Origin of the sequence: Streptomyces sp. NPDC048420 (assembly GCF_040651535.1) — a bacterium.
Lineage (GTDB): Bacteria > Actinomycetota > Actinomycetes > Streptomycetales > Streptomycetaceae > Streptomyces.
On sequence record NZ_JBEZKG010000003.1, the window covers coordinates 526,690 to 534,245 of the forward strand.

The 7,556-nt window shown below is 71.7% G+C and carries 7 protein-coding genes; all 7 read left to right on the forward strand.

All coding sequences use genetic code 11. From position 1 onward, the window contains the following. The first annotated feature begins 91 nt into the window (after positions 1-91). The 7 genes from AB0D34_RS07280 (at position 92) to AB0D34_RS07310 (ending at position 7,519) form a co-directional block, all read left to right on the forward strand. On the forward strand, positions 92-1,645 hold the full coding sequence (locus AB0D34_RS07280; RefSeq protein WP_362657787.1) for an ABC transporter substrate-binding protein: 1,554 nt from the start codon (positions 92-94) through the stop codon (positions 1,643-1,645). Beyond that, on the forward strand, positions 1,630-2,643 hold the full coding sequence (locus AB0D34_RS07285) for an ABC transporter permease (RefSeq protein ID WP_362657790.1): 1,014 nt from the start codon (positions 1,630-1,632) through the stop codon (positions 2,641-2,643). Before AB0D34_RS07280 ends, AB0D34_RS07285 begins: the two co-directional genes overlap by 16 nt. Further along, positions 2,640-3,494, forward strand: a complete 855-nt coding sequence (locus tag AB0D34_RS07290; protein ID WP_362657793.1) for an ABC transporter permease subunit — start codon at positions 2,640-2,642, stop codon at positions 3,492-3,494. The genes AB0D34_RS07285 and AB0D34_RS07290 overlap by 4 nt, the downstream gene beginning before the upstream one ends. A 5-nt stretch (positions 3,495-3,499) precedes the next feature. After that, positions 3,500-5,023 (forward strand): ATP-binding cassette domain-containing protein, encoded by a 1,524-nt coding sequence (locus tag AB0D34_RS07295; RefSeq protein WP_362657796.1) that lies wholly within the window; start codon positions 3,500-3,502, stop codon positions 5,021-5,023. Between the two features lie 601 nt (positions 5,024-5,624). Beyond that, the gene (locus tag AB0D34_RS07300; protein WP_362657799.1) at positions 5,625-5,873 is read left to right on the forward strand and encodes a hypothetical protein; all 249 of its coding nucleotides are present in this window, start codon (positions 5,625-5,627) and stop codon (positions 5,871-5,873) included. Positions 5,874-6,362: 489 nt separating this feature from the next. Then, the gene (locus AB0D34_RS07305; protein WP_362657802.1) at positions 6,363-6,722 is read left to right on the forward strand and encodes a hypothetical protein; all 360 of its coding nucleotides are present in this window, start codon (positions 6,363-6,365) and stop codon (positions 6,720-6,722) included. A 41-nt stretch (positions 6,723-6,763) separates the two neighbouring features. Further along, entirely contained in the window at positions 6,764-7,519 is a 756-nt protein-coding gene (locus AB0D34_RS07310; protein ID WP_362657805.1) for an SDR family oxidoreductase, read from the forward strand. The last annotated feature ends 37 nt before the right edge of the window (positions 7,520-7,556 follow it).

The following is a 7,556-nucleotide window of genomic DNA, read 5'->3' on the forward strand; positions in this document are numbered from 1 at the left end:
CCCAAAAGCCACCTCATGGGTTGCACAAAGGATCTTCTTAGGGTAGGCACACCTAAGCAATAAGCCCAGCGTGAGTGGAACGAGGTCGTACGTGAACTGGAACAGACGCCAAGTGCTGTGGGCCGGCGGCGGCATAGGCGCGGCCGCGCTCCTGGCCGCCTGTGGCGGGGGCGACGAGACCTCGTCCAAGTCGCCGGCGAAGGGGAGCGAGAAGCCCCGGCGCGGCGGCACCCTCCGGGTCGGCGCACTGGGCCGCGCCTCAGCCATCACCCGTGACCCGCACGGCTCCCAGGCCAACGAGAGCGACTACCTCATCATCTCGCTGGTGTACGACACCCTCACCGTCCCCGGCACCAAGCCCAACACGCTCCCCCGCCTCGCCTCCTCCTGGAGGGCGTCGGACGACCTCAAGACCTGGACCTTCACGATCGCCAAGGGTGCGAAGTTCCACGACGGCACCCCCGTCACCGCCGAGGACGTCGTCTGGTCGCTGAAGCGGCTGCGCCTCACCCCGGCCGGAGCGTCCCGGCTGCCGGGCATCAAGCCGGAGAACATCAAGGCCGGCGGTGCTGACACCGTCGTACTCGTCTCCGACTACGCCAACGCCGAACTGCCCCTGCTGACCCGCCTGACGACGTTCGTGCTGAAGAAGGACACGGCGGAGAAGGACCTCGGCAAGGCCCCGGGCACCGGCCCGTTCAAGCTGGACTGGTTCCGCTCCGGCAACGCCCGCCTGGTCCGCAACGACGACTGGTACGGCGGTGACGTCCTCCTCGACGCCATCGAGGTCAAGATCTTCGAGAGCCCCCAGGCGATGGCCAACGCGCTCCTCGCCGGGCAGATAGACGTCGCCTCCAACGTCGGCGCCGTGGCGGCCCGTACGGCCGAGAAGCGCGGCGACATCCAGATCGTGCGCCGCCCCAACGACATGGCGATGCCGATCGTCATGCGCACCACCGACGGACCGTTCGCCGACGCGAAGGTGCGCGAGGCGCTGCGCCTGGCCGTGGACCGCGAGGCCATGGTGAAGCAGGTGCTGTCCGGCTACGGCACGGTCGCGAACGACATCCTCGGCACCGGCGACCCCGCCTTCGCCAAGGACATCCCGCAGCGCACCCGCGACCTCGCCAAGGCCAAGTCGCTGCTGGCGGAAGCCAAGTTCGACCTGTCGAAGACGTACGAGCTGCTGACCACCGAGGACATCCCGGGTCTCGCCGAGTCGGCCACCCTGTTCGCCTCCCAGGTCCGCGAGGCCGGGGTCAAGGTGAAGGTCGTCAAGCAGGAGTCGGCTGTCTTCTGGGACAAGACCTGGCTCAAGGGCGACCTCTACACCACCTACTGGGGCACCAACGACTCCGTGGTGTTCTTCGCCAGCAAGACCATGGTCTCCGACTCCGGCCAGAACGAGGCCGGTTGGAAGAACGCCGAGTTCGACGCCGCGTACAAGAAGGCCATGGCGACGAAGGACGCGGCGGCCCGTACGACGTCGCTGCACGAACTCCAGCAGATCGAGTACGACCAGTCCGGCTACCTGCTGTGGGGCATGGCCGACGGCATCGACCTCGCCGGCGCGGCCGTGCGCGACCTGCCCACTCTGCCCGGTTACGGGCGCGTCCAGCTAGAGACGGCATGGCTGGCTCGCTGACCGAGGCCGTGCGACGCGGGCCGGCCGGGGGCGACGACCCCCGGCCGGCCCCGGCCGTCGTACGTCTCCTGCTGCGCGTGGCCGGGGTGCTCGCGCGCCGGGCTCTGCTGCTCGCGGCGCTGCTCGCGTTCGTCTTCGCTTCCGTGGAGCTGCTGCCTGGCGATGCGGCCAACGCCACCTCGGAGCGCGGGGAGAGCGCGGCCGACCTCGCCGAGCGGCGTCATCTGCTGGGCCTGGACCGGCCGGTCCTGGAGCGCTTCTGGGAGTGGATGACCGGTCTGCCCACCGGCGACCTCGGTACCTCGGCGCGCGGCGAACCCGTGGCCGATCTGCTCGCCCGTCCCTTCCCCAACACTCTGCTGCTCGGCGGACTCGCGCTGCTGGTGACGCTGGTCGCCTCGGTCGCGCTCGGCTGCTGGGCGGCGGCCCGGCCCGGCGGGAGGACCGACCGGGCCGTGTCGGCGAGTGCCACCGGGGTGCTCGCGCTGCCCGAGTTCGTCGTCGCGGTGGCCCTGGTGCTGGTCTTCGCCCTGTGGACCGACTGGCTGCCCGCCGTCACGCTCACCGACGCCGACGGCTCGCCCGCGTCCTGGGAGATGCTCGTACTGCCGGTGCTCGCGCTGGCGATCCCGCAGATCGGCTGGAACGTCCGGATCGTACGGGCCGCGCTCGCCGACGAGGCCAAGGCCCCGCACATCGAGACCGCCGTGCTCGACGGGCTGCCCAGGCACCGGATCTTCACCCACCATCTGCTGCCCGGCGCCCTGCCGACCATCGCGGCCGGACTCGCCACCTCCACGGGCATGCTGCTGGGCGGCGCGGTCGTGGTGGAGACCATCTTCAACTACCCCGGCATCGGCTCCGTCCTCGCCGGAGCCGTCACCGACCGGGACAGCCCCGTGATCGCCGGTGTCGTCGCCGTGACCGGAGCCGTCATCACCGGCGTCCTGCTGCTCGCCGACCTCGTACGCGCCTGGGCCTCCGGAGGCCGGACATGACCGTACCCACCACTGCCGTGAAACCGCTTCCGGCCGTGCGCCGATCCCGCCTCCGGGTCGCACTCCGTGTGCTCCCGGCCCTGCTGCTCACCGCCCTCGCCCTGGCCGGACCCTGGCTTGTCCCGCACGTCATCGACGCCCCCGTCACCGCCCCCTACGCCGAACCCGGCGGCGACGCCCCCCTCGGCGGTGACCAACTGGGCCGGGACGTGCTCAGCCGGGTGCTGGCCGGCGGACGCGAACTCGTCGTCACCTCCCTGCTCGTCGCCGTCCTCGTCACGGCCGTGGCCGCCGTGCTCGGCGCGGTCAGCGCCCTGCGCCCGCCCCTCGGACGGATCGTCGAACGCACCGCGGATGTGCTGATGCTGCTGCCCGCCGTCCTCGGCATCCTCCTCGTCACCCTGTCCTGGCCGGACGGCGGACGGCTCGCCGTCGTCACCGCGGCCGTCGTCCTCGGCGTGCCGTACGCGGTGCGCCTGGTCGCCGGCGCAGCCGCGCCCGTGGCGGCCTCCGGCTACGTGGAGGCGGCGGCCGTCGGCGGCGAACGGCTGTGGCACCTCGTCGTACGGGAGGTCCTGCCCAACCTGCGAGCCACCCTGCTCGCCCTCTTCGGCCTGCGCTTCGTCGCCGCCGTCTACCTGGTGGCCACCGCAGGCTTCCTCCAGGTCGGCCCCCAACCTCCGGCGGCCGACTGGGCGTTGATGATCCGCGAGAACTCCGCCGGCATCCTCCTCAACCCCTGGGCCGTCCTCGCCCCCAGCATCGCCATCGGCCTGCTCGCCATGAGCGTCAACCTGGCAGCCGCCGCCCTGGTCCCCGCAACCGGCCGGAAGGCGGTATCCGCACTGTGAACCACATGCCCGACTGGTACCCCGACAACCAGGCAGCGGAAGGGGAGAACGCGGTCCAGGTCTCCGGCCTGACCGTCGCGGCCTCCAGCGGCCGCCTCCTGCTGGACCGGGCCGACCTGGAACTGGCCCCCGGCCGCGTCACCGCCGTCGTCGGCCCCTCCGGCTGGGGCAAGACGACCCTGCTGCGCGCCGTGACGGGCACCCTGCCCCCGGACACCGAACGCACCGCCGGCACCGTCACCGTCCTCGGCCAGGACCCCCTCACCCTGCCCGCCCCCGCCCTGCGCACCCTGCGCCGGCACCGCCTCGCCTACGTCGGCCAGGACCCCGGCTCCGGCCTCAACCCACGCATGAGCGTGCGCCGACTGCTCACCGAAGTCGCGGTGGACCCGAGCCGCGAGGCGATCCGGACCCAGCTGACCGAGGTACGGCTGCCCGTCGACGGCGGCCTGCCGGACCGCCGTATCGGCGGACTCTCCGGCGGCCAGCAGCGCCGGGTCGCACTCGCCCGGGCCCTGGCCCGCCGCCCGGCCGTCCTGCTCCTCGACGAGCCCACCGCCGGACTCGACCCGGCCCTGCGCGACGAGATAGCCGACCTCCTGCGGCACCTCGCGGAGAACCACCGGATCGCCATCGCCCTGTCCTGCCACGACACCGACCTGGTCGCCCGCCTCGCCGACGAGGTCGTGGACCTGAGCGGCCCGCGTCCCAAGGCGAGCCTGCCCGCCCGGCGAGCCGCGAGGGACCGCACTCCAGCCGACGCCCCGCCTGTCGTCACGGCATCCGCCCTGCACGCCGCCCACCTCCACCGGGGCCGTCGCGTCCCCGTCCTCCACGACATCGACCTCGCGCTCCCCGCCGGAAGCAGCCTGGGCATCGTCGGCGCCTCGGGCTCCGGCAAGACGACCCTGCTGCGCACCTTGGTCGGCCTGCACCGCCCCACGGCCGGTGCGACAGCACTGGACGGCGCGCCTCTCGCCCCCGCCGCGCATCGTCGCTCGCGCGAGCAGCGCCGCCGCCTCCAACTCGTGCCGCAGGACCCGCTCGGCGCCCTCAACCCCAGCCGCACGGTCGGAGCGGCCCTGCGCCGCCCCCTCCTACTGCACCGCCGCACCGTCCGCGCCGAGGCCCCCGCCCGCCTCCTGGAACTTCTGGAGCAGGTCGGCCTGCCTGCCGCGACAGCCGACCGCTACCCCCACGAGCTGTCCGGCGGACAGCGCCAACGCGTGTCCATCGCCCGCGCGTTGGCGGCCGACCCCGACGTGCTGTTCTGCGACGAGGTCACCTCCGCGCTCGACGGGGACACCGCCGCAGCCGTCATGGACCTGCTGACGGAGCTCCGCGACCGGCGGGGCCTGTCCCTGGTCCTCGTCAGCCACGACCTGCGCCTCGTCGCGGACCGGACGGACTCGCTGATCGTGATGTCCGAGGGGCACGTGGTCGAGTCGGGCCCCACCGCACAGCTGTTCAGCTCCCCGACACATCCGGTGACGGCCACGCTGGCGACGGGGGTTCCGCTGGGCGGCTGACAACACGACAAGGAGACATTCGCCGCCGCGTCGGCCCGCCTTCACCGCCTGCGGTACCTCAGGCGCCACACGCCGGCGCGTGCGCACAGGCGCGCCACGTCCAGCCAGCCTTCCACGCCCACGACGAAGCCGGCCGCAAGACAGCGCCTAGGGTGCGGTCCCGCATGCCCGCGTCCCGCATGACACCATCGCCAGGCCCGGCCCAGAGGCGAGAGAGCGGGCACAGTCTCACGGAGAACCACGTGGCGCAGACCGTCCTGTCGCCATCCGGCAGACACAGCCGTAGCCACCGCCCATCGGTACGCGGATGGCGTCTCAGTTGTGCTGCTCGGCATCTATCAGAGCGAGGGCGTTGCGGATGCCCTGAATTGCGTTCGTCAGCGCGCTGCTGCGGCGTGGTCGCCTTGGCGCCGCGGCTGACGGGAGCCCGGTGCGGCAGGTGCCAGCCGAGGCGTCACATACGGGGCCGCGGCGCGAGGTGAAGTGGTTGCCGCCGAGGTCGTACCGGCTGTGGCGCAATGTGGGCCTGAGCGGCTGCGACGCGAACGAGATGCCGATCCGGGGCAGGTGGGCGGCGCGGAACGCAGCGTACGCCGACTCGATGATCCGCACAGGTTTGCGGCTGTGCGAGCACTCAGCGCTGACGGTGTTCGAGTTGCCGGAGTCCCCGCCGCCTGGGTCCGGGATTGTCGACGCGCGGGCGACGCTGCCGCACGCGATCTCCAAGGGGCAGTCGGGGCGGGCGGTGTACTGGCCGGTGTCCGCGCTGCGGGACGTGCATCGCCTTGAGGAACAGCACCGTGAAACGGCCGCGTTCCTCGCTCGCCACGCCCCGGAGACTGCCGAGTGAAGCGTGCCCTGCCCGACGCCGACACCGTCAAGGCCGCCATGGACATGGTGCTCGAAGAGGCAGCCACCAGAGGACGCCGCCCGACCGTCACCGCCATCGAGCGGCGCCTCGGCATCCCCCATGCCACCTTCCACCGCCACTACGCCGACCCGACTTCCGGCCCTACATCCCTACGACCACCCCCACCACGGCCCAGTCGCAATCCTCCGAGCCCGACGAGCGGCGGGAGGCGAATCTGGCCCGGCTGCGGAAGGAGAACACCGAGCTGCGACGCACCCTCACCCTCTACGAGGAAGCCGTCCGTCAACTCGCCATCGAAAACGAGGCCCTGCGCACTGGCGCCACCGCCATCCCCCTTCAAGCCCGGCCCCGGCGCACCTCGCCGCCATCCTCCTGAACTGGGGCCCGTGCGAGGGCAGGGCTCAGCGTGCGCGCGAGGCCTTACGGCGTAGATGTGACGGTGTGGCCCTGACACCTCCGATCCAGCCGATGCTCGCCGAGGCCCGACGCGAGCTGCCCCCGGACAGGGCACTGCCAGGACAACTGATCATGGAGGCCAAACCGGACGGCGTCAGGGCCATCCTTTTCGCGCGTCCGGGACTGGTCATGGTCCAGTCCCGACAGGGCTGGAACCTCACCGGCGCCTTTCCCGACATCGCCGCCGCGGCAGCCGAACCGAGCGAGTCGCTCGTGTTGGACGGCGAGCTCGTGGTGCCGCACGAAGGCCGGCTGCACTTCGGAGAGCTGCAGCGCCGTGCCCGTCTCCGGCGCGCGCCGAACCGCTCGGGCGAATTGGTAAGTGGATCGACTTGCCTCGCGGGTGGCGCGGGGGTTACCTTCGCATGGTGAGTCCATCGACTCACCTTAGGACTCGGCAAGGAACAATGAACATGACTCGTCTTGCGGGCAAGCGCGCCCTCATCACCGGCGGCACGAGCGGGATCGGCCTGGAGACCGCGCAGCGTTTTGTCGCGGAGGGGGCCGACGTGCTGGTCACGGGCGTCACCCCGGCCAGCATCGACAAGGCCCGGCAGATCCTCGGGGACAAGGTGCCCGTCGTACAGGCCGACGCACGCGATCTCGACGCGCAGCGCGCCCTGGCCAAGCAGGTGGAAGAGCACTTCGGAAAGCTGGACGTGGCGTTCCTGAACGCCGGCGTCTCGGACTGGCGGCCGTTCGAGGACCACACCGAGGACAGCTACGACCGGCTCTTCGACATCAACGTCAAGAGCGTCTTCTTCCTCACCCAGGCGCTGGTGCCCGTGCTGGCCAACCCGTCCTCGGTCATCCTCAACGCGTCCAACAGCGCGCACGGCGGCTACGGGAATTCGAACGCCTACGCCGCGACGAAGGCGGCCGTCGGCTCCCTGATGCGGTCGTGGAACGCGGACCTGCTCAAGTCGCACGGCATCCGGTTCAACGCGGTCAGCCCCGGCCCGGTGGACACCCCGCTGTACGCCAAGCTGGGGATCGAGGACCCCGCGGTGCAGGCGGCGGTTCTGGAGGGGATCAGCGCCGGCATCCCGCTGGGTCGGATGGGTCTGCCCGAGGAGGTCGCGGAAGCGGTCGTGTATCTGGCCTCGGATGTCTCCGCCTTCGCGGTGGGCCAGGACCTTATCCTGGACGGCGGCCAGACCGTCCTCTGACAGCGAGGATACGAGCGGGAGTCGGGCGAGGGGCGTG